Below are 21,843 nucleotides of genomic sequence, written 5' to 3'. Positions count from 1 at the left end.
GACTATTCTTTATTGGTAATTTTTTGCAGGGTGATAACGGATTGATTATAGTTGTTAACAGCATCGATGTATTCATTACGTATGCCAATGGTTTGGTTTACCAGGATGGTCCATTGCAGGTAATCTATTTCGCCGTTTACAAATTGTTTATCTGCGGTGCTTACAATCACCTGGGTGTTAGGCAAAGCTTCCTGCTGATAGTAGCGCAGGCTGCCTGCATACTTTTGCACCTGCTGCTGTGCATTCAGCACCTCGGTGCGGGTTTGCAGCTGTGCCTGCTGGTTTTGTACTTTCAACCTTTCCCATTCTGTTTTAGAAGCGGCAGCGCGCGCACTTTGTGCACCACTGAATAAGGGAATGCCTATACCTGCATTTACATAGTTAAGGCTGTTGCCATATTCGGGCTTCATGGTTTGGTTATTATAGCCTACTACAAAGTCGGGCAGCAGTTTGGCTTTTTCTGTTTTCCATTGCCATTCGGCTGCATTGGCCTGGTGTTGTAACAATTGCATTTGTGGCAATTGCGCCAGCGCCGAGGTATCTACCAGCACGGAACCTTCGGCCAGTACATTACTTGTTTGCGGGGCGTAAGCCACACTATCGTTCAACAACAGATTAAACTGTTGCAGGTTAATAATGATATCGCTTTCCAGCATACCCAGCTGGTTTTGAATTTGCTGCCGCTGTGTTTGCGCCGTGGCTTTTTCCAGCAGGTTGCTTTCGCCCGTTTTTAAACGCAAGGCTGCTTTTTCCAGGAACAGGCTATAAATGCTATCAGCATATTGCAGCAGCTTTTTCTTTTCCTGTAACCAGATGGCCTCGTAATACATCCGCTTTACTTCGGCTTTCAGGTTTTGCCGGGTAAGCTGTGTTTGCGCAATGGTTTGCAGGTAGTTTTCGTTCAGTGCTTTTTTCTGGTTACTGTATACAGAAGGAAAGTTGAACGATTGCGAAACGCCCAAATGCAAATCGTTTTTGGCGGAGTTATACTGACCATATTCGCCGGTGATGGAAGTTTTAGGCATGTCTAGCCAGCTTTTCTTCAATTGTTGCCCGTGTTGCTGGCCCAGTTTAGCCTGTTGCATTTGCAGGTTATTGGTGGTGGCCAGTGTAATGCTTTGTTCCAGCGAAACGGGGCGGTAGCCTGGAGGAGTTTGTGCCTGCAAACAGTTTACACTTAACAACAGCAATACTGCTAACGTTACAGGCGCTACTCCTTTTTTACGTTTCCTGTTTTCTACTGCCAGGAACAAAGCAGGCAGCACAAACAGGGTTAACAGGGTGGCTGTAATAAGGCCGCCTATTACCACGGTTGCCAGCGGCCTTTGCACTTCGGCGCCTGCACCATCGCTCAACGCCATGGGTAAAAAGCCCAGCGAAGCCACTGCGGCTGTCATCAGCACCGGGCGTAAACGGTTTTGGGTGCCGTGCAGTATTATTTGCCAGGTGTCGGTAGCGCCGTCTTTCTTTAACCGGTTAAACTCGGATATCAACACAATACCATTTAACACCGCTACACCAAACAAGGCAATAAAACCTACACCGGCAGATATGCTAAACGGCATGCCGCGCATCCACAATGCCAATATGCCCCCGATAGCTGAAAGCGGTATAGCTGTATAAATTAACACGCCTTCTTTTACACTATGGAAAGCGAAATACAACATCAGGAATATCAGCACCAGTGCAATAGGTAATGCTATGCTTAACCGTTGCTTGGCCTGTTGCAGATTTTCGAACGAACCACCATAGGTGGTATAATAGCCTGCCTGCATTTTCAACTGTTTGTTTACTTTTTCCTGTAGATCGGTTACAATGCTTTGTACATCACGACCTCTTACGTTAAAGCCTACAATAATGCGGCGTTTGGCATCTTCGCGCTGTATCTGCGCCGGGCCTTCTGTTTGCTTTATCTCTGCCAGCTGGTACAAGGGTACCTGTACGCCACCGGGAGTGGCTATCAGCAGGTTGTTTACATCTTCCATGCTTTTACGTTTATCTACACCGGCACGCACTACCAGGTCGAACCGTTTTTCACCTTCATACACCTGCCCTGCGGCAGCACCGGCAAAAGCGGCGTTAATAGTGCGGTTAATTTCCTGCACGCTTAAACCGTATTTGGCTATTTCGCTGCGGTTGTAGTTCACCACAATCTGCGGCATACCCGTAACCGTTTCTACATACATATCAGTAGTGCCCTTTACAGTATTGGCAATGGCTGCCAGCTTACCGGCATAGGCTGCCAGCGTATCGAGGTTTTCTCCAAATATTTTACAGATCACATCCTGTTTAGCGCCCGTCATCATTTCGTTAAAGCGCATTTGAACAGGGAACTGGAAGCCGGTAGTAACACCAGGGATAGCGTGTATTTTCTCTGTCATTTTATCGGCCATTTCTGTAAATGAAGTGGCCGAGGTCCATTCCTTTTTATCCTTTAATACAATAATTACATCACCCCCTTCAATAGGCATAGGGTCGGTAGGTATTTCGGCACTGCCCACACGGGTTACCACCTTTTCTACCTCAGGAAAGCTGTCCAGTAGTATCTTACTCATTTGCTGCGTGGTGCGGATGGTGGTGTTGAGGTTGGTTCCGGTAAGCAGCCTGCTTTCTACCGCAAAATCGCCTTCTTCCAGCTGCGGTATAAACTCGCCACCCAGGGTGCTGAATACACCTGCAGACACTACCAGTAATAACACGGCAACGCCTATTACCGTTTTACGGTAATGCAGCGCTTTGTTCAGTGCTTTTTTATACACCCGCTCTATAGCGGCCATCATTTTATCGGCGAAAGTGGGCTTGTTACTTATTTTCCTGCTCAGCACCAGCGAGCTGATCATAGGTACATAAGTAAGCGATAAAATGAAAGCGCCTATAATAGCAAACGCTACCGTTTGTGCCATAGGCTTGAACATTTTGCCCTCTATACCCTGTAAGGATAAGATAGGCAAATACACAATAAGGATTATGATTTGGCCAAACACCGCTGCATTCATCATACGGGATGCACTGTTGCTTACTTCTGCATTCATCTGGTCCTGCGTAATAAAGCCGGAGGTGTATTTTTTTGATTTTTGCAGATGGTGTAAAACTGCTTCTACTATAATAACAGCCCCATCTACTATCAATCCAAAATCGAGCGCGCCCAGGCTCATGAGGTTACCGCTTACTCCAAAAGTGTTCATCATAATAATGGCAAACAACATGGAGAGGGGAATAACAGATGCTACTATAAAGCCAGCGCGGAAGTTGCCTAAAAACAATACCAGCACCAGAATTACTATTACTGCGCCTTCCAGCAGGTTATGTTCTACCGTGCCTATGGCATTGTTTACCATTTTGGTGCGGTCGAGGAAAGGCTCAATAACAATACCTTCCGGTAAGGTTTTTTGTATTGCGGTAATGCGCTCTTTTACATTTTTAATAACTGCCGAAGAGTTTTCGCCCTTTAACATCATTACAATAGCACCGGTTACTTCGCCTTGTGTATTATAACATAAGGCACCATAACGTGTGGCCGCCCCGGTTTGCACCTGGGCTATATGCTTAATTAATACGGGCGCATTGGTGTTGGTGGTTTTTACTACAATGTTTTCAATATCGCTGATATTGCCTACCAGGCCTTCGCTGCGTATAAACAAAACAGAAGGCCCTTTTTCAATATACGCGCCGCCTGTGTTTTCGTTGTTCAGGTGCAGGGCATTGAACACATCGCTGATAGTAAGATTAAAAGCCTTTAACTGGGCGGGGTTCACGGCTACTTCGTACTGCTTTAGTTCGCCACCAAAAGTAGAAACGTCTGCTACTCCTTTGGTACCCAGCAGCTGGCGGCGTATCATCCAGTCTTGTATCGTACGCAGGTCGGCCAGGGTATACTTGCTTTCGTAGCCCGGTTTAGCGCGTACCACATACTGGTAAATTTCGCCAAGCCCGGTAGTAACCGGGGCCAGTTGCGGGGTGCCGGCATTATCGGGCATGCTTACTGTTTGCATACGTTCACTTACCTGCTGGCGTGCCCAGTATACATCGGCATCATCATTAAACACCATGGTAACAATGCTGAGCCCGAAGCGGGAAAGGCTGCGCATTTCTACCAGTCCGGGAATGCTATTGTTAGCCTGTTCAATGGGGAAGGTAATGAGCCGTTCTACATCTGTAGCGCCCAGGGCCGGTGCGTTGGTAATTACCTGCACCTGGTTATTGGTAATATCGGGTACGGCATCAATAGGCAGGCGTGTGACTTCAAAAACGCCATACACTATCCAGCCTATCATTAATAGCCCAATGATTAATTTGTTCTCTACCGAGAACCGGATAATCCTGTTTAACATCTTTTGCGTTCTGTTATAGTAAATACAGCTGGTAAATAATAGTGCGGGCTATACGGGCATGCCAGTAATTACACTTACAGCATATCTGTTATCACCGGCGGCTATTATCCGCAGCCTGTTGAATAGAAAATAAAAAGTACCGGTTGGAATTACAATCATCAATATTTTACTAGCAACTGGTGCGCGGGGGCTGCCAGATATCTGCCAGGTAGCAGGAAGGAAGTGAAGACTGGTTATACAGCCTGAACCGGTTGGTAACTACAGTAACAGGCTCATTGTCTATAATAGTGTAACTATTATCGTAGTGAAAAGCGATGGGTAGGTGAAGGGAGCATTCACAATTGCGGAAAGGAAGTTTGTTGTCTTCCGTATCGTCGTTATCATTTAAATCGTGCCCCAGGTAATGCATATCTATAAACCGGAAAAAGGTAAGATCCTTGTTTTGTAGCCGGTGTTCGAGAAAGTGCGTAACAAAAGCTCCTGTTTTAAACAGCTCGCACAACTCTGTATTAGCATACAAGTGCATGATAAGGAGCAATATAACAGAAGCTTTCTTCAATAGTGCAAAGGTAAACTCTAATTTAAAAAACCAGGTGTCCTTTATTTCTTATTTTCTCGTTGGTTAATTCGGCCACCATTTGCACGCCACTGATGCTTTTAATGGTTTGTACCATCTGTTTGCAGCTTTCTTCATCTACAAAATCGCCCTTCATCAGCCACAAAAAATCCATATGCCTGAATTCGGGCAGCAGGTATTCACCATCAAAATGGTTGTGATACAAATAGTGGTTCAGGAAACTGTTTTTTACCTCGTGCTGGTAAACCGGGAAAAAATAGCTGCGCTCTTTACGGCGCAGGTGAATTTCTATTTCGGGGTTTAAGCGAAAGCTATAGCCCAGCATATGGTTTAACTGCCAGCAAAACTGGTAGTTTTTTACAGTAGCGGTAATACCCAGCAGCCTTGTGTCGGTAAAAAAATCGTCTGTTAATTCGTCTATGTTCAGCTTTAGCTTCAAGGTTGCGGGTTTTATCTTTTGTTCTGTTTAAAATTGAATGGGAACGGTTTTTTCGGCAGTGCCGCGTTTCAGCTTTAAAGTAGTGCTATCGCCTTTTTTAAAGTTGCGCAGCGCCTGCATGTAAGATGGCACATCTACAAACTGGTACTGCCCCAGTTGTAAAAGTACGTCACCCGCCATCAGTCCTGACTTTTCAGCCAGTTTTCCTTTGCTTACCGCTTCAATGCGCATGCCTGTTCCACTAAACGCATAGTCAGGCATTACACCCAGGGTCACCGGCAGGTTTACTTTGGCCATTTCGGGTTCGCTGGTTTTGGCAAAAGGCAGTGGGCCTTTATTGGCAGTAGCAGCAATTATTGCTTCTATGTACTTCACAATATCCAGTTCGCCGGCATAATTGATTTTGTCCCAATCGTCGGTGGCTTTGTGATAATCTTCGTGACTGTTGGTAAAAAAGAATAAAACGGGAATGTCTTTACGGTAAAAAGATGCATGATCGCTGGGGCCTGCGCCGGAACTGTCAAAATGCACCAGCAAATTACCGGCCGGCACCGTAGTAAACACCTGGCTCCAAACGGGCGAAGTGCCAAAGCCGCCAATGGTTAATTTTTTATCGGGGTTATAACGGCCTACCATGTCCATGTTAATCATGTAGTTAGGTTTGCTGGTAACAGTAGGGTTGTCCAGCCAGTATTTGCTGCCAAACAAACCCAGCTCTTCACCCGAAAAGGCGATAAGAAGGTAGTTGCTGCTTTTATCACTGCTTTTTTTCAGCAGGCGGGCTAATTCCAGCAGGGCAGCGGTACCGCTGGCATTGTCATCAGCACCGTTATGAATTTCACCTTTGGCGTCCAGCGCGTTATCGTCTTCGCCACGGCCAAGATGATCGTAATGTGCCCCTAGTACTACCGTGTTAGGGGCGTTGTTATTAATATACCCTACCACATTGTGTGCTTTGCGGGAGGTGTTTACCATTTTCACCTTCAGTTTTACATTGTACAGGGCAGAAACATCGGCAAAATATTTTTTCAGCCCACGGGGTGTCAGGTACAATACCGGCAGCGCAGCTGCCTTGGTTTTATCGTTCTTATTAAACAAAATGTTATCGGTTTGTTTGCCGCTGTTAAAAATGATCAGTGCTTTTGCGCCTTTTTTGCTGGCGTTGAGGGCTTCTTTTTGCAAAGCTTCGTCAATGGCGAAATGCGGATTATTTTTATTTTCTTCTACCAGGTCTTTCGCATCCCAAAACCAGGGTTCGCCTTTTTCACGCAAGTCCAACGAAGCACTTCCCGAAGCGGTGGTTTCGGCACTCCACGCAAGCGGGTAGTAATCCAGGTTTACGGTCATGGGTTTATCATTCACTATAAACTGGTTATCGGCAGGGGGTAGTTGTTTGCCCTCGTTAATGGTAAACTCCTGTATAAAGCCATTGGTGCCTTTAGGTTCTAAACCGGCTTTTGTAAAATAGTTGCTGATGTATTGCATGGCCAGTACCTCGCCTGCACTGCCGGTACGCCGGCCTTCGAGCTGATCGCCGGCCAGGTATTGCACATGCGCCTGCAAATTGGCAAGTGTTTCTTTATCAGCTTTTTCCTGCGCTCTTTTTTGCTTGCGCGATTGTGAAAAGGTAAGTGTAGGGCAAAGAATAATAATGAGTAATAATTGCTTCATGCGTACAGTGGATATTTTGGTAAAGGCCGGTTAACGGCACCGGTAATGCTTTTGCCGAAGCAAAGTTCGTAAAAACGCGAATGGTAAACCACCGTTTATAAGGGTTATTTCTCCTGATCTCGTAATTGCAAACCATTGCTTAAACGTACCTTTGCACCTGCAAAGCCCCTGCCGGGATTTCTATTTATTGAAAGAAATTTGAAGCGCATTGTCAGGAAGGAATATAAACATAGCCCTGGTGGGAAACCCCAACTGTGGCAAATCGTCGTTATTTAACTCGCTAACGGGCCTGAATCAGAAAGTGGGAAACTTTCCAGGAGTTACAGTAGATAAGAAAACCGGTCAGTCGTCACTTGATGCAGCTATTAACAGCACTATCATTGACTTGCCCGGAACCTATAGCTTGTACCCCCGCAGAGCCGATGAATGGGTTGCCTACCGGGTAATGATGGGGGTGGATGAGGATATTAAACCAGAAATGGTGCTGCTGGTGGCCGATGCCAGCAACCTCAAACGCAATCTTTTATTCTGCAGCCAGATTATAGATTTGAAAGTGCCCGTGGTGGTAGCGCTTACCATGATGGACCTTGCCCGCAGCAAAGGCATTGAAATAGACGTGCCCGGACTGGAAAGAGAGCTGGGGGTTCCGGTAATTCCCGTAAACCCACGCAAAAACAAAGGTATTGATGCGCTGAAAAAAGCCCTGGCACAAACAGCTCACTTGAATGCCACCTCGCCACGACGCGATTTTATATCCAATAAAGAACTGGCCCCCGAAGCGGTGAGCGGTGTACAGCGTTTGTTTCCGGCTTTAAGTGATTACGCTTCTATCCATTACCTCATTAACCACGAAAACTTTCCTTTGCCCGATGCCACACAAAACAGCATTGAGCAACTGGAAATAGATAACAAGTTTAACCCTACCAAAAGCCAGGCAGAGGAAATTTTGCAGCGTTATACGCGTATCCGGCAAATTATGCAGCAGAACGTGGTAGAGCCCGATCCGTTGCAGAAAAAGCTGTTTACCGAAAAGCTGGATAACCTGCTGCTGCATCGGGTATGGGGTTATATTATATTACTGGTTACACTGTTTGTATTATTCCAGAGCATTTTTTGGCTGGCGTCTTATCCGATGGATTTAATTGACAGCGGTTTTGGCTCTTTGTCCGGCTGGCTGGCTGGTATATTGCCCGAAGCCTGGTGGAGCGATCTGTTGTTAAACGGTTTTCTGGCCGGCTTAGGCGGTATATTGGTGTTTGTGCCACAGATTATGATATTATTCGGGTTAATTACCCTGCTGGAAGACACCGGGTACATGGCGCGTATCAGCTTTTTAAGTGATAAGCTGATGCGTAAAGTAGGCTTGAACGGCAAAAGCGTAATGCCTATGATCAGCGGTCTGGCCTGTGCAGTACCTGCTGTAATGAGTGCCCGTAACATCGAAAACAAAAAGGAGCGTTTGTTAACCATACTGGTTACGCCATTAATGAGTTGCAGCGCCCGTTTGCCCGTATACACCATTCTTATTTCACTGGTTTTTCCGGATAAATATTTCCTGGGCTTTTTAAGTGTGAAAGGCCTGGTGATGATGGCCTTGTATTTATTAGGCCTGGTAATGGCCCTGTTGGTAAGCTATGTGCTGAAATTTATGATTAAGGTGCAGGAGAAAAGCTTTTTCATATTAGAATTGCCCATTTACCGCGCACCCAGGTGGTTGAATGTAGGGACTACCATGATAGAAAAGGCCAAAATTTTTGTACTGGATGCAGGCCGGGTGATCCTGGTAATAAGCATGTTACTTTGGTTTTTAAGCAGCTATGGGCCTTCGGGCAGAATGCACAGCGTAGAAACCAAATACGCACAGCTGAAAGAAGCGGCCAAAACAGACGATGAAAAAGCAGAACTGGATAGGGAATTAAGCACCGAAAAACTGGAAAACTCTTTTGCAGGTATTATAGGCAAAACCATAGAACCCGCTATTAAGCCATTGGGCTTTGATTGGAAAATAGGCATTGCATTGGTTACCTCGTTTGCGGCAAGGGAAGTGTTTGTGGGTACGATGGCCACTTTATACAGCGTGGAACAGAGTGATGACGATGCTACCCTGCGCAGTAAAATGCAAAATGCAGTAAGGGCCGATGGTACTAAAGTGTATACCCTGCCTACTGCATTATCGCTGATGGTGTTTTATGTGCTGGCTATGCAGTGTATGACCACTGTAGCCGTAGTAAAGCGGGAAACCAAATCGTGGAAATGGCCATTAATACAGGTGGGCTATATGACCTTCCTGGCTTATGTTACTAGCTTACTGGTGTACCACCTGTTTTAATAAGAAGCCATTTATAATATAATACTTACACAGGTGCCGGCACCTTCTTCGCTGGTAATAAGAATCCGGCCATTGATTTTGTCCAGGAAGTCTTTTACCAGCAGCAAGCCTAAACCGCTACCTTTTTCGCCCTGGGTGCCTGGCGCCGGAAAATTTTTCTCGCTTCCAAATATGGAAGCGACCTTCTCTTTTGTCATACCAATGCCGGTGTCGCAAACTTTAAGACGTACCCTGCTTTCTTCCTGCTGCGCCGATACCGTAATAGAACCAAACTCTGTATACTTATTGGCGTTGCTTAACAGATTACGCAGTATAAAATGTAATGCTTGCTGCTCGGCCTGTATCACCAGGCCTTTAGGCACATCACTGTTAAGAATATTGTTTTTTGAACTGGCGGTAGCCATGAAAGAAGGTAAAGTTTGATCAATCAGGGTGCTGAGGTTTACAGGCACTTTTTGCATGCGCTGCACTTTCATTTGCAGCCTGCCCCAATCAGAAACATTGGCTACCATATCTATAGTGCTATCCAGCTGCTTGCTGGACATGGTGAGCATTTCGGTGGTTTCTTCCTCGGTAAGGGCACCTGATGTTTGCAGTTCAATAATAGCTTTAAGCGCGGCCAGCGGGTTACGCACATCGTGCGATATAATAGAAGTAATACGATTTTGTGTAGTTACCAGGTGTTGAATTTCTTTGTTGCGGCTGCGTAATTCAATCAGTTTGATAATTTGTTTGGCCAGCACCTTTAGAGCCAGGGCCTGATCTTCCGTTAACACCCTTGGTGTTTTATCAATTACACACAGCGTACCTAATTTATATCCCCTTTCTGTTACCAGGGGCACGCCGGCGTAAAACCGCACTTCGGGATCGCCTTTTACAAAAGGGTTATCTGCAAAACGTTCGTCTTTCGATGTATCACGTACCTCCATCAAATCGTCCTGTAAAATAGCATGCGCACAAAACGAAATACTTCTTTCCGTTTCATCTATGTCTATCCCGGTTTTTGCTTTAAACCATTGCCGGCCTGCATCTATCAAAGAAATGAGAGAAATGGGAACATCGCAAATGCGGGAGGCCAGTTGCACTATTTCGTCAAAGTCTGTGTCTTTAGGGCTGTCCAGTAGTTCGGTGCGATACAGTTCCTGCAAACGATCCTGTTCGTCGTGGGGTAAAGCGGCTTCAATCATTTTTTGACAGTTTATTAGGTTACGGATATCAAAGGTATAGGATGCTTTGATTTACAGCGGTTAAAAATACCATTGACCTAATATAAAATGCTAAATATGCCTTATGTGTTTAACACCAGCTTAAGGATTTGCCTAAAAAACCTATTTTTAGTGAAATTTCCTTTTGCTGCCATTATAATTATCTAAAAACTCTGACAATCAGCACTATGACGAGTAAACGTGTCTGCCAATTCTTTACAACAACCCTGGCAGTGTTTTTTTGCGCTACAACTTTGCATGCACAGAAGTTAGATGCAAGCCTGGCTAAGCTGGGCGAAGAGTACCAACAGGAGCGTGCTTATCTCCATTTTGATAAAGGAGCTTATACCCCTGGCGAAACCATCTGGTTTAAAGCCTACTTACAGGCGGGTATTTATCCCTCCGACATCAGCAAAAACTTTTATGTAGATTGGACAGATGCAACCGGCCTGGTATTATTTCATACAGCCACTCCCTTGCTGGAAGGTACCGCCAAGGGGCAGTATGAAATTCCGGCTACCTATAAAGGACAGATCATTCACGTGCGGGCCTATACCAGCTGGATGATGAATTTTGATACCGTTTTTCTCTATAATAAAGATATACGTATTGTACAGCCTAAAGATGCGGTGACCACTGCTAAGAAGGTGGACATTAACCTGCAGTTTTTACCGGAAGGAGGGGATATGATTGCCGGTTTAAAATCGCGGGTTGCTTTTAAAGCCACGGATCAGTTTGGTAAACCTGTTTTTGTAAAAGGTAAAATTACCAATGCTGCCGGTGAAGAAGTGGTTGCTTTTGCAGCAAAACATGACGGTATGGGCGTAGTGGATATTGAAACCAAAGCAGGTGACAAATACACTGCTACTTACAATACACCTGATGGACAAACCAAAACCGTAGCGCTTCCTGACATGAAAGCTACAGGCGCTACTTTATCGGTAAATGGTATTGGTGGCCGCCGCAGCTTTTTGGTTGAGCGCGCTGCTGATGCACCGGAAAATTTAAAAACGCTGTATGTAATGGCCACCTTACAACAGCAGTTGATTTATCGTGCAAAAGTAGACCTTACGGAAAGTGCAGCTATTGGCGGCAGTATTCCTGTAGGCAACCTGCCTTCAGGCATTGTTTGCATTACGCTGTTTGATGCTAACTGGGTGCCGGTAGCAGAACGTATTACGTTTGTAAACAACCATAACTACGAGTTTAAACCTACTATTGACGTGGTAGGCGACACCCGCAAAAGAGCTAAGAGCTTTATTGATATAGATGTGCCTGATACGGTGGCTGCCAACATGAGTATTTCTGTTACAGACATAGGAGTAAGCCCGGATTCTACCGACAATATTATTTCGCACCTGCTGCTTACCAGCGATTTAAGAGGTTACATTCACAACCCCGCCTTTTATTTCCGTAACGAAAGCGACAGTCTGCAACAATATCTGGACCTGGTAATGCTTACTAACGGATGGCGCAGAATTAACTGGGAAGACATTGCCAACAACCGCATGCCCACGCTTAAATACAGAAAAGACAGTGCTTACCTGTCGTTCTCGGGTAAGGTATACGGTGCTACTCCTATCCAGATTCGCGAAACCGGCAGTATTAACCTGATTATGAAATCAAGAGACAGTTCTACCAACCTTAACTTCCTGCCTTTAAGGCCGGATGGTACTTTCTCCGACCCTAACATGCTGTTTTTTGACACACTGAAAATTTACTACCAGTTTAATAAGAATAAAGATTTTGCTTCGAGAGTGGCGGTATCGTTTTCCAATGGTTTATTACCGACCCCTTATAAAGTGGGGGACCTGCCACCTTCTTATAATATAGTAGTGTTTGATACCAGCGGTAACACCCGCATGCGCCAGCTGGCATTAGAGCAGGCCCGGTTAACAAAACTGTTACAAGGCACTACCCTGGAAGGCGTTACGGTAACGGCCAAAGCCAAAAAGCCTCTTGATATTCTGGACGAAAAATATGCTTCGGGAATGTTTAAGGGCGATGGTTACCAGTTTGATGTAATGAATGATATGGTAGCGCAAAGTTCGTTCAGTGTTTTCCAATACCTGCAGGGACGTGTTGCCGGTTTACAGATCAATAACACCAATGCCGGTGGCACACCTAGTGCCAGCTGGAGAGGAAGTAACACTACTTTCTTCCTGGATGAAATGCCGGTAGATGCACAACAGCTGAGCAATATCCCTATGACGGATGTGGCTTATATTAAAGTAATGCGCCCGCCTTTCTTCGGTAGCTTTGGTGGAGGTTCGGGCGGTGCTATTGCCGTGTACACCCGCAGAGGTGGTGATGTAAAAAGCGAGCCGGGTAAAGGACTGGATTCTAAAGAAATTGCCGGTTATACCAAGTTCAAGCAGTTTTACTCACCCAACTATGCCGTGGGCGACAGCAGGCACGACCAGCCGGATGTGCGCACTACCCTGTACTGGAACCCCTACATTTTAACCGATCCTAAAACGCACCGCATAACGCTGGAGTTTTACAACAGCGATATCACTAAAAAAATGCGCGTGGTAATGGAAGGAATGAACAAAGAGGGCAGATTGATGCATTTTGAGCAAACGATAGATTAACATATAGTAAACATATTGTTAAAGGAAAAGGACCGGGCTTTCATTGCCCGGTTTTTTTATTGGGTTCACCGCAAGGAGTTACGGCCGCCCCTTATGGCTGTAAAATCTGTATATCTTTATCAGGTTATCGTTTACTGGATAAATATTTAAGACAAAACAATGTCATCAAAAAACATCCCTGCAATTATTGCCTGCGCTTGCCTGGCAATGGCATGTGGTAAAAAAAAGCAACCGCTAAAAGCGTCTGCCAACCAGGTTCCGGTGGTAGATGTGATAGTAGCCCGTTATTCTAATGTAATAAATACCATAGAAGCCAACGGTACTATTATAGCCAATGAGTATGTAGAATTAAAGCCGGAAGTAAGCGGGCGCCTTATTTACCTGAATGTTCCGGAAGGAAAGCACGTAGAGGTGGGTACGGTGATAGCCCGTGTAAACGATGCCGATTTGCAGGCAACCCTTAATAAAACCAAGGTGCAGCTGGAACTGGCACAAAAAACAGAAGAGCGCCTGCGCAAACTGCTGGACATTAATGGCGTTAACCAGGCCGATTACGATGCTGCCCTCAATACCTTAAACGGTTATAAGGCGGATATCAGCTACACACAGGCCTTAATAGATAAAACAGTGATTCGCGCACCGTTCAGCGGAACGGTTGGTTTGCGCCAGGTAAGTCCGGGGGCTTTTGTAACCTCGGCTAGCGTTATTGCTACCATGCAGCAGTTGAACCAGCTGAAAATTGATTTTACCATACCGGAACAGTATGGCAACCTGGTGCATACCGGGGGTACCGTGAATATTGAAACAGACGGATCGAAAGGTGTTCGCCGCAAGGCCACCATCACCGCTATAGAACCACAGGCCAATGCGGTAACCCGTAATTTAAAAGTGCGGGCGGTGATCAGTGCCAGGGAAGATACTAACCCGGGTGCTTTTGCCAAGGTGTATGTAGGAGAAGGCCAGTCGGCCAAAGCTATTCTGATACCTACCAACGCTATTATCCCCGACGATAAAAACAAACAGGTAGTGCTGGTACACGATGGAAAAGCAGTTTTTACATCTATACAAACCGGCTTACGCCAATCGACTAATGTGGCTGTGATCAACGGCATGAAAGAGGGTGATACACTGGTAGTAACCGGTGTGTTGTTTGCACAGCCCAATGCTGCAGTAAAAGTGCGCCAGGTGAAGCAGTTATCGCAACTGGTGGATTCTTCAGCAACCGCAACAGGTGGAAATTAAAAAATTGATTGAACAGCAATGAACATCTCAGAACTTTCGCTTAAACGCCCGGTGTTTGCCACGGTAATGAATATTTTCATTATCCTGCTGGGTGTGGTTGGTTTTACCTTTCTGGCCGTTCGCGATTATCCCGCTATCGATCCGCCTACTATTTCTGTAAACACATCCTATACGGGTGCTAACTCAGATATTATAGAAAGCCAGATTACCGAACCACTGGAAAAACAGATTAACGGTATTCCCGGCATCAGAACTATTACTTCTTCCAGCTCGCTGGGTAGCAGCAATATTACAGTAGAGTTTAACCTGGGTACCGATCTGGAAGCGGCGGCAGGTGATGTGCGTGATAAAGTGAGCCAGGCTACCCGTAGCTTGCCACAGGATATTGATGCGCCACCGGTGGTGACCAAGGCCGATGCCAACAGTGATTTTATTTTACTGCTGGCGGTACAAAGCCATTCTAAAAGCCTGCTGGACCTGAGCGACTACGCCGAAAACGTATTGCAGCAACAACTGCAAACCATTGAAGGGGTAAGCTCGGTAAACATATTCGGGCAAAAGCGCTACGCGATGCGTTTGTGGCTGAACCCCGATAAAATGAATGCCTACAACGTAGCTTTCACGGATGTAAAAAATGCACTTAGTACAGAAAACGTGGATTTACCTCCTGGTAAGATTTACGGTGCTAATACAGAGTTAACCATCCGCACACTAGGAAGGTTGACCTCCGAACAGCAATTCCGGGATTTGATTATACGGGAAGACAGCAGCGGCATTGTTCGGTTAAACGACATTTCCACGGTGGAGTTAGGTCCCGAACAAATGGAGCAAGGCTGGAAATTCAATGGTGTAAATGCGGTGGGTTTGGCGGTGATACCGCAGCCCGGCGCCAATAACATTGCCATTGCCGATGAGTTTTATAAAAGGGTAGAGGAAATTGAAAAGTCGAACAAAACCGATATCTCTTTTAAAGTGCTGATAGATAACACCAAAAACATACGCAACTCGCTGGATGAAGTAGAAGAAACACTACTGATCTCTTTTGCGTTGGTGGTGTTGGTGATCTTCTTCTTCTTCCGCAGCTGGTTAACAGCCATCCGGCCATTGATTGATATTCCTATTTCACTGGTAGCCACTTTCTTTATCATGTATATCTGTGGCTTTACCGTGAACGTATTAACCCTGTTAGGTATTGTACTGGCTACGGGGTTGGTGGTGGATGATGGTATTGTGGTAACGGAAAACATCTTCCGTAAGCTGGAAGAGGGGTTGCCTATACGTAAGGCGGCATTGGAAGGAAGTAAAGAGATCTTTTTTGCGGTAATATCCACTTCTATCACACTGGCTATTGTGTTTTTACCGGTGATATTCCTGGAAGGGTTTGTAGGCCGTTTGTTCCGCGAGTTTGGTATTGTACTGGCAGCTGCCGTATTGATATCGGCTTTTGTATCGTTGACCATTACACCAGTGCTGAACGTGTACCTCACCCGTAAAAACTCGCAGCATGGTTGGTTCTATATGAAAACAGAACCCTTTTTTGAAGGGATGGAAAATGGCTACAAGCGTTTACTGGAAGGATTTATGCGTATACGCTGGACCGCTTGGGTGGTGATTGTTATTTGTGCTTTAGCCATCTGGTATTCGATGGCCACTTTGCGCAGTGAAATTGCACCACTGGAAGACAGAAGCAGTATCCGCTTTACCGTAACCGGTGCAGAAGGAACCAGCTATAACGCCATGCAGGGCATTACAGATAAGATAGGCCAGTTTTTGTACGACTCTGTACCGGAACGTGATTTCGTATTTGCACGTACCGGCTCCGGTGGTTCATCCAGCGGAACCAACTCGGCCCAGCCGCGGGTAGGTTTGATTGATCCTACTTTACGTGACCGCAGCCAGAGTGATATTGCCAACGAATTACAAAAGAAACTGAAACGGTTTAACGACGCCCGCATTTTTGCGGTGCAGGAACAAACGATATCTGTGGGTTCCAGCTCCCGCTCGGGCTTACCGGTGCAGTTTGTGTTGCAAAACCAGGATATCAACAAGCTGAAAGATATTATTCCTAAATTTCTGGAAGAAGCCCGTAAGGATAAAACCTTTTCTAACGTAGACGTAAACCTGAAATTTAATAAGCCGGAAGTACAGTTAACTATAGACCGGATGAAGGCGCGGGATTTAGGGTTATCCAGTTCGGATATTATCTCCGCTGCTCAATCGGCTTTTAGTGGTGGACGTTTGGCTTACTTTATTATGAATGGTTTTCAATACCAGGTGATTGCACAGGTAGACCGAACGGACAGGGATAAGCCCAACGATATTGAAAAACTATATGTGCGCAACAGCAGCGGGCAAAACATTCCGCTGGATGCCGTAGTGCATTTGGAAGAAAGCAGTAACCCGGCCACCTTGTATCACTTTAACCGTTACAAAGCCGCTACCATATCGGCTTCACTGGCAGAAGGGGAAACGATTGGTGATGGTATTAAAGCCATGCAGGCTATATCGGATAAACTGTTAGATCCAAGTTACCAGACAGCGCTTTCCGGTGCTTCACGCGATTACGCCGAAAGCTCTTCCAACATCATGTTTGCATTTGGCCTGGCGTTGATATTTATTTACCTGGTACTGGCTGCTCAGTTTGAAAGCTTCCTCGATCCGTTTACTATTATGCTTACGGTGCCGCTGGCATTGGCAGGTGCTTTATTAAGCCTGGTGATATTCGGACAAACGCTGAACATCTTTTCCGAGATAGGTATGATTATGTTAATTGGGCTGGTAACCAAAAACGGTATCCTTATCGTTGAGTTTGCCAACCAGAAACGGGAACATGGTTTGCCAAGGAAAGAAGCGGTGATTGAAGCTGCGCAGCAAAGGTTACGTCCTATTTTAATGACCAGCCTTGCTACCTCGTTAGGTGCTTTGCCCATTGCGTTAAGCCTGGGTGCAGCTTCTACCAGCCGTATACCGTTAGGTATAGTGATTGTAGGTGGAATTGTATTTTCATTGATACTAACCCTGTTTGTAATTCCTGCAGTATATACATATATATCAGGTAAGCACAAACCGCACGTTACCCATGTAACCGAATAACCGGTGCAGGTAACAGGGAATAACATAAAACAAAAAGGGATGAAAAAAGGGGTTATACTAGGTTGGATATTGTTGCCGCTGTGTTCTGTAGCACAGCAGCAACTTACCTTGCCTGACGCCATTACTATAGCATTAAAAAACAGCCTGGATATTCAGGTAGCTAAAAACTCGCTACAGCAGAATAGCATATTGAATAACTACGGCGTAGCAGGTGGCTTACCAACAGTAAGTGCTACTGCTACCGATAACGAGCAAATCACTACCATTAACCAGGAGTTTGCCAACACCACCCGTAATACCAAGCGCAGCAATGTGGCCACCAATAACCTGAGTGCCGGCCTTACCGGTAGCATTTTGCTGTTTAACGGCTACAAAGTAATTGCTACTAAAAGCAGGCTGGAACAACTGGAACAGCAGAGTAAACAAGTGTTGAACTCGCAGGTACAAAACTTACTGGCTTCTGTAATGACGGCTTATTTTGATGTGGTGCGCCAGCAGAGCTACATCAAAACCATTAACCAGTCGATTGAAGTGGCGAAGCAAAAACTGGAAATTATAAAAACCCAGCAAAGTGTGGGTATGGCCAACAATGCCGATTTGTTTCAGGCGCAGCTGGATGTAAACGCCTTATTGCAATCGCAACAGTCGCAGGAGCTGGTGATTAGCCAGTCTAAAACGGAGTTACTGCGCTTGTTAACGCTGAAAGCAGATTCTACCATTACCGTTCAGGATACCATTACGGTAGATAACGGTGTGTTGCTGGAAACCATTGAAAACAGGTTAACTACCAACCCGGATATTGCCGCTGCAGCACAACAGGTGACCATTAATGAATACATTGTAAAAGAAACTGCAGCACAACGATACCCGGCTTTACGCGCCAATGGTGGTTATAGCTTTGTGTATAACAAAAGCGCTGCGGGTGATACCCGGTTAAACAATAGCTATGGCCCTACGGTTGGCCTTAGCCTTACCGTGCCTATTTATTATGGATCGGCTTATAAGCGTCAGCAGCAGGTGGCGGAAATAGATGTGAAAAACGCCGGTTTACAAAAGCAGATATTGGAACGTGATTATAGTGCTAACATGATTAAAACCTACCAGGCTTATGTAAGCAGTATGCAGCAGCTGGATAGGGAGAAAGGCAACTACGGGCTGGCCCGCCAGTTGTTAGATCTTGTATTACAGCGTTTCCAGTTAAAGCAGGCCACTATAGTAGAAGTAAGACAGGCACAGCAAAGCTTTGAAGAAGCTGGCTATCGCCTGGTAAACCTGAACTTTGCGGCCAAGTCGGCCGAGATTGAATTAAAACGTGTGGGCAGTTTACTGCAATAAGATATTCATAGAAGCATGCTGGTTATTTCGGTGTTAAGGAGTGCGTAGGGGCATTTACTTTTTCGTGTTAATTAGTTATATTTAAACATGAAAGAGTTATTGGTAGCCCAATATGATATGATTGCTGACTCCCGGGAAACATTACTGAATTATTGCGAGGAGTTAACCCCGGCTGACTTTATCATCAGCAATCCTTCTTTTGGAAGGGGTAGCATCAGAAACCTGCTTGTTCACATTGGCAGTACTTACCAATACTGGATAGGCCAGCATGCTTTAAACAGGCCTATGAATTATCCCGCTTATGAAGACTATACCTCAGTAAAACAATGCCGTGCCTTTTTTGAAGAGATAGATGAATTGATTTCGGCATTTCTGCAACAGTTTTCCAACACCTACTTTCACTCCCTCAATTTCTCCATTAATAACAACGAGGTAACTGCTACGCCTTTAAAGCTGTTTACCCATGTAATTACGCATGAATTTCACCATAAAGGACAAATTCTTTCGTTGAGCCGCCATTTGGGGTATACACCAGTAGATACCGATATAGTACGTTAGCGCCTTTTGCTTCAATCACTTACATATGAAGCCATTAGAAGGCAGGGTATTTGATTGTAGTTTACCAAAAAGCGCATATGAAAACTCCTGTTATTGCCTGCCTGTGTATGGCCTTTGGCCTGGTAATGGCATCCTGTCAGAAAGAGGATAATGGTAACGGTAATTCCGGCGAAGATTGGCCTTCTGATTCCATAAGAGTAGTACGCAACGATTTAAACTTTCCCTGGGAGATACTATGGGGCAAGGATGATTATATCTGGATGACAGAAAGAGGGGGAACCATCAGCAAGCTGGACCCTAAAACCGGTAGCACCGTTTTTTCTTATCCCATCAGCGAAGTGGTTTCTAATGGCGAAGGTGGTTTGTTGGGCATGGTGCAACACCCCGACTTTAACAGCAATGGTTTTTTATACGTAGTATACAACTATAATGGCAATGCCGGCTATCGCCAAAAAGTAGTACGGTTTACTTATTCCAACAACACACTTTCGGGTGCTGTTACTTTAATTGATACTATAAATGCCGCTAATATTCACAATGGCTCCCGCCTGCTGATAGCAGGCGACAAGCTATTTATTAGCACTGGTGATGCCAGCGTTGACAGCCGTGCCCAAAATCCTGGTGCTATTAATGGTAAAGTATTACGGCTAAACCTGGATGGTACTGTGCCAGCCGATAACCCCGTAGCCGGAAATCCTTATTGGAGCCTGGGACATAGAAACATTCAGGGGCTGGTTGTGGCCAATAATATTATGTATGCTTCAGAACATGGTCCTGATATAGAAGATGAGTTGAACATTATTGAAAAGGGGCGAAACTATGGCTGGCCGACTGTAAAAGGTCCGTGTGATGGATCGGAAACCAGCTTTTGTACTGCACAGAATGTAAAGGGGCCGATATGGTCTACCGGATCAGTAACACGGGCTACTTCCGGGCTGGATTATTACAATAGTGATAGAATTCCTGCGTGGAAAAACTCCCTGTTATTGGCCACATTGAAAGATGCTACCCTGTATCGTTTTACGCTGACAGGTGGCGGTAGTACGGTAGATGCTCCTGAAAAACTATTTGCAGGTCAATGGGGCCGGTTAAGGGATGTCTGCGTTTCACCTGCGGGAAGAGTATATATCTGTACCAGCAATGGCAGTAACCAGGATAAGCTTATTGAAATATCTGGTACAGAATAATATTGTTTCTACCCCCTGATTGTGCAAGTACCTGATGAAGTTGCACCAGACCTGGGAAGTAGCTAAGTTGGCACTATCTTTTTACAATAAACCATACACCAAAAAATTACCTATGACTGAAAAAATAATCGTTAATGGCAAAGAGGTGTGGCTGGTGATTGAGCCAAGAGAAGCTACACACACCAGCGCACATTCTATACCTACTGAATATTTTATAGCTTATTATGCGTTGCAGGAACCGGGGGTTTACACCAGCCCGCACGAACCTGGTAAAACGCCGGGAACTTTGTTTGCCGAAAAAGAGGATGAACCTATTCTGTTTTTATCGCCGGTAGCAGCTGTAGAGTATGCTGTGGAAAAGTTGCCCGGAATAGTGATGTAAATCTGTTAATAATAAATACCCGCAATGCCAGGTGTATGGTGTTGCAGGTATGGTGGGGTGCAAAGCACCCCTTTTTTTGCACTTATACTATGGGAAACAGGAACATCCCTCTTCAATCTTTCCGCAACCAGAACCGGGTTAATCGAAAATGAATAAATTCGCCTTATGAAGAAAGTAGCTTTCATTCCGGCGCGTTATGCCGCCAGCCGTTTTCCTGCAAAGTTGATGCAGATGCTGGGCGATAAACCTGTAATACAACATACTTATGATAATACATTGGCTACCGGCCTGTTTGATGAAGTAGTTGTGGTAACAGACAGTGCTGTTATTTACGACCAGATTACCGGCAGTGGAGGAAAAGCGGTAATGAGCAAAAAAGAACACGAAAGCGGTAGTGATAGAATTGCAGAAGCGGTGGCCGAAATGGAAGTGGATGTGGTAGTGAATGTACAGGGCGATGAACCTTTTGTAAAAAAAGAACCCCTGCAAAAAATACTGCGTGTGTTTGAAGGCGAAGAAGGCAAAAAAGTGCAGGTAGCCAGTTTAATGCAGGTGTTGAAAGTGCAGGAATTTATTGATGATCCTAACTATGTGAAGGTAGCAGTTGATAAAAACAGTAATGCTTTATTCTTTAGCCGTTCGGTAATACCTTACCCACGTAGCAAAGACATATCTATTACTTACTACGAGCATATTGGGGTATATGCTTTTCGCAAAAAAGCGTTGCTGGATTTTACCAGCTGGCCCATGACTCCGTTGGAAGCGGCTGAAAAGATTGAATGCCTGCGTTATCTCGAAAATGGTATCTCTATAAAAATGATTACTGTAGAATACATGGGCGTAGAAATAGATACTCCTGAAGATTTAGTAAGGGCTGCGCAGTATTTGAATAAATAACTA

General features: G+C 45.3%; 14 protein-coding genes. 9 read left to right on the top strand and 5 right to left on the bottom strand.

Annotated features, from left to right (window positions below):
- Positions 1-2: 2 nt before the first annotated feature.
- The 4 genes from FLA_RS27555 to FLA_RS27540 all read right to left on the bottom strand — a co-directional run bounded on the left by FLA_RS27555 (position 3) and on the right by FLA_RS27540 (position 7,018).
- Positions 3-4,331 (bottom strand): CusA/CzcA family heavy metal efflux RND transporter, encoded by a 4,329-nt coding sequence (locus tag FLA_RS27555; RefSeq protein ID WP_076376422.1) that lies wholly within the window; start codon positions 4,329-4,331, stop codon positions 3-5.
- 169 nt (positions 4,332-4,500) lie between these two features.
- Complete coding sequence (locus FLA_RS27550) at positions 4,501-4,857, bottom strand: hypothetical protein (protein ID WP_076376420.1); 357 nt, start codon at positions 4,855-4,857, stop codon at positions 4,501-4,503.
- Between the two features lie 55 nt (positions 4,858-4,912).
- Positions 4,913-5,347, bottom strand: a complete 435-nt coding sequence (locus FLA_RS27545; protein ID WP_096511342.1) for an IPExxxVDY family protein — start codon at positions 5,345-5,347, stop codon at positions 4,913-4,915.
- A 27-nt stretch (positions 5,348-5,374) separates the two neighbouring features.
- Positions 5,375-7,018, bottom strand: coding sequence for a M28 family peptidase (locus FLA_RS27540; RefSeq protein ID WP_076376416.1), 1,644 nt, complete (start codon positions 7,016-7,018; stop codon positions 5,375-5,377).
- 208 nt (positions 7,019-7,226) lie between these two features.
- Between FLA_RS27540 and feoB the strand changes: the two genes are divergently transcribed.
- Complete coding sequence (gene feoB, locus FLA_RS27535; RefSeq protein WP_076376414.1) at positions 7,227-9,347, top strand: ferrous iron transport protein B; 2,121 nt, start codon at positions 7,227-7,229, stop codon at positions 9,345-9,347.
- Between the two features lie 11 nt (positions 9,348-9,358).
- On the opposite strand, the gene FLA_RS27530 is transcribed toward feoB, so the two are convergent.
- Positions 9,359-10,534, bottom strand: a complete 1,176-nt coding sequence (locus FLA_RS27530; RefSeq protein ID WP_076376412.1) for a GAF domain-containing sensor histidine kinase — start codon at positions 10,532-10,534, stop codon at positions 9,359-9,361.
- A gap of 206 nt (positions 10,535-10,740) precedes the next feature.
- Here FLA_RS27530 and FLA_RS27525 point away from each other — a divergent pair, with 206 nt between their 5' ends.
- The 8 genes from FLA_RS27525 (at position 10,741) to kdsB (ending at position 21,840) form a co-directional block, all read left to right on the top strand.
- Positions 10,741-13,146 (top strand): TonB-dependent receptor plug domain-containing protein, encoded by a 2,406-nt coding sequence (locus FLA_RS27525; RefSeq protein WP_084206042.1) that lies wholly within the window; start codon positions 10,741-10,743, stop codon positions 13,144-13,146.
- Between the two features lie 159 nt (positions 13,147-13,305).
- On the top strand, positions 13,306-14,388 hold the full coding sequence (locus FLA_RS27520) for an efflux RND transporter periplasmic adaptor subunit (protein WP_076376408.1): 1,083 nt from the start codon (positions 13,306-13,308) through the stop codon (positions 14,386-14,388).
- A gap of 18 nt (positions 14,389-14,406) precedes the next feature.
- On the top strand, positions 14,407-17,481 hold the full coding sequence (locus FLA_RS27515) for an efflux RND transporter permease subunit (RefSeq protein ID WP_076376406.1): 3,075 nt from the start codon (positions 14,407-14,409) through the stop codon (positions 17,479-17,481).
- Positions 17,482-17,520: 39 nt separating this feature from the next.
- A complete protein-coding gene (locus FLA_RS27510) occupies positions 17,521-18,816 on the top strand; it encodes a TolC family protein (protein WP_076376405.1) in 1,296 nt (431 codons plus the stop codon).
- 87 nt (positions 18,817-18,903) lie between these two features.
- The gene (locus tag FLA_RS27505) at positions 18,904-19,374 is read left to right on the top strand and encodes a DinB family protein (RefSeq protein WP_076376403.1); all 471 of its coding nucleotides are present in this window, start codon (positions 18,904-18,906) and stop codon (positions 19,372-19,374) included.
- A 77-nt stretch (positions 19,375-19,451) separates the two neighbouring features.
- The gene (locus tag FLA_RS27500; protein ID WP_076376401.1) at positions 19,452-20,561 is read left to right on the top strand and encodes a PQQ-dependent sugar dehydrogenase; all 1,110 of its coding nucleotides are present in this window, start codon (positions 19,452-19,454) and stop codon (positions 20,559-20,561) included.
- A gap of 112 nt (positions 20,562-20,673) precedes the next feature.
- Complete coding sequence (locus tag FLA_RS27495; RefSeq protein ID WP_144263976.1) at positions 20,674-20,943, top strand: hypothetical protein; 270 nt, start codon at positions 20,674-20,676, stop codon at positions 20,941-20,943.
- 165 nt (positions 20,944-21,108) lie between these two features.
- On the top strand, positions 21,109-21,840 hold the full coding sequence (gene kdsB / locus FLA_RS27490) for a 3-deoxy-manno-octulosonate cytidylyltransferase (protein ID WP_076376397.1): 732 nt from the start codon (positions 21,109-21,111) through the stop codon (positions 21,838-21,840).
- Positions 21,841-21,843: the final 3 nt, after the last annotated feature.

Source organism: Filimonas lacunae (assembly GCF_002355595.1).
In the GTDB taxonomy this organism is placed as follows: domain Bacteria; phylum Bacteroidota; class Bacteroidia; order Chitinophagales; family Chitinophagaceae; genus Filimonas; species Filimonas lacunae.
This window is presented reverse-complemented; position numbering and strand designations above follow the sequence as displayed.